This window comes from Ideonella sp. B508-1 (assembly GCF_000333615.1).
In the GTDB taxonomy this organism is placed as follows: domain Bacteria; phylum Pseudomonadota; class Gammaproteobacteria; order Burkholderiales; family Burkholderiaceae_C; genus Ideonella.
This window is the reverse complement of sequence record NZ_BADL01000196.1, coordinates 1-996: the sequence shown is the minus strand read 5'-3', so window position 1 is coordinate 996 and position 996 is coordinate 1. Positions and strand designations below refer to the sequence as shown.

Sequence of the window (996 nt, the reverse complement as noted above, 5' to 3'; positions counted from 1 at the left end):
CAGATCCAGTTCCCGGGCCAGCCGCCGGGCCAGCTCCCAGGCCTGGTTGTAGCCACGTTCGCGCAGGCGCCGGGGCGACAGGGGCACCGGCAGCAGCAGATCGGGTCTCGTGTCGGGAGCCGCCTCCTGCCGGGCCAGCGCGGCCACCAGGGGCCGCACCAGCACCCCCGCCAACTCCGGCGCCTGGGCGAACTTGAAGCGCGCGATCAGGCGGTCCCAGGGGAAGGCATAGTCCAGCGCCACGACGGTCCGGGCCATGGGAAGGGGGTGCCGCTGGCAGGCGCCGCAGGGGCTGTCGGGCTGGGGCAGGGCCAGGCCGCAGCGCCGGCAGCGCTGCCGTGGTGGCGCAAAGCGCGCCAGGCAAGCGGAGCACAGGCCGCCCGCGCACCAGGCGTGGCAGACCAGGCAGGGGGCGGGCCAGCGGCGTGTCAGGCCCAACCCCGCATGGGCCACGGACTTGGCGAGCGCCAGCGGTGCAAGCGGCATCGGCTCAATATACTGCCGGCCATGTCCGCGCCCGAGTCTGCGTCCCCCTCGTCCTTCCCCTCTTTCGCGGACCTTCCTGCTTCCGCCACCCGGCTGGATCCAGCGGCCCTGGCGCGCATCCGGCGGCGCCTGGCAGCGGCCGAAGCCCCGTCGTGGCTGCACCAGGAGGTGGCTCGGCGCATGGCGGAGCGCCTGTCGCTGATCCGGCTCATCCCCGGCCAGGTGCTGGACTGGTCGCTGGATGCCGGTCCGCCGGCTGCCGGCCTGCGTGCGGCTTACCCCAAGGCCGTGCTGCAGCAGGTGCAGGGCGCGGGCACGAGCGGCGCGCCAGCGCCCTGGTGGAAGCGCTGGCTGGGTGCCGCGCCAGCGCCGCTGGCCGCGCAGGCCGTGGCGCCCGGCAGCGCGGGCCTGGTCTGGTCCAACATGGCCCTGCAGTTCGAAGACGATCCGCCGTCCCTGCTGGCGGCCTGGCGGCGCGCGCTGGGGCCGGACGGCTTCGTGATGTTCTCG

Annotated in this window: 1 protein-coding gene and 1 pseudogene; one reads left to right on the top strand and one right to left on the bottom strand. The window is 75.1% G+C overall.

Annotated elements, in window-relative coordinates:
• Positions 1–486 (bottom strand): hypothetical protein (locus tag I73_RS33500; protein ID WP_022980246.1); only part of this gene is annotated, 486 nt, incomplete at its 3' end.
• A 21-nt stretch (positions 487–507) separates the two neighbouring features.
• On the opposite strand from I73_RS33500, the pseudogene I73_RS08670 reads away from it, so the two are divergent.
• Positions 508–996 (top strand): annotated as a pseudogene (locus tag I73_RS08670) (class I SAM-dependent methyltransferase); the annotation flags it as partial.